Here is a 433-nt window from a genome sequence, read left to right on the forward strand (position 1 = left end):
ATCCATGCCTTTAAAAATAACGTGCATGCCCCGCCCGGCGGCGCTTGCAGTGGCGTTGCTTTGCAGTGTGACCCTTCCGGCTCAGGCGTACGATCAACTCTACGTCTTTGGCGACAGCCTGAGCGATACCGGCAACAACGGCCGGTTCACCTATGACGGCAGCCAGCACCTGCTGTACGACGAAGCATTGGCGCAACGCATCGGGGCGGCGCTGGTGGCTTCGGACAACGGCGGTGAGAACTACGCCGCCGGCGGCGCGGTGGCGGTGCCGGGCCTGAACCCGGCCGACAACACCCAGGAGCAGGTGCAGCGTTACCTGAACCGGGTCAATGGCCAGGCCGACGGCGACGGTTTGTATATTCATTGGATCGGCGGCAACGACCTGGCGGCGGCAGCGCTGAATGCCGCTACCGCGCCCGGCGTGGCCTATAAC

Annotated in this window: 1 protein-coding gene; it reads left to right on the forward strand. The window is 64.4% G+C overall.

Features of this window, described 5'->3' with window-relative positions:
* Positions 1-25: 25 nt before the first annotated feature.
* Positions 26-433: SGNH/GDSL hydrolase family protein (locus HFC70_RS26425; protein ID WP_246735974.1), on the forward strand; the 408-nt coding region annotated here is incomplete at its 3' end.

Source organism: Agrobacterium sp. a22-2 (assembly GCF_012276985.1).
Classification (GTDB): domain Bacteria; phylum Pseudomonadota; class Alphaproteobacteria; order Rhizobiales; family Rhizobiaceae; genus Allorhizobium.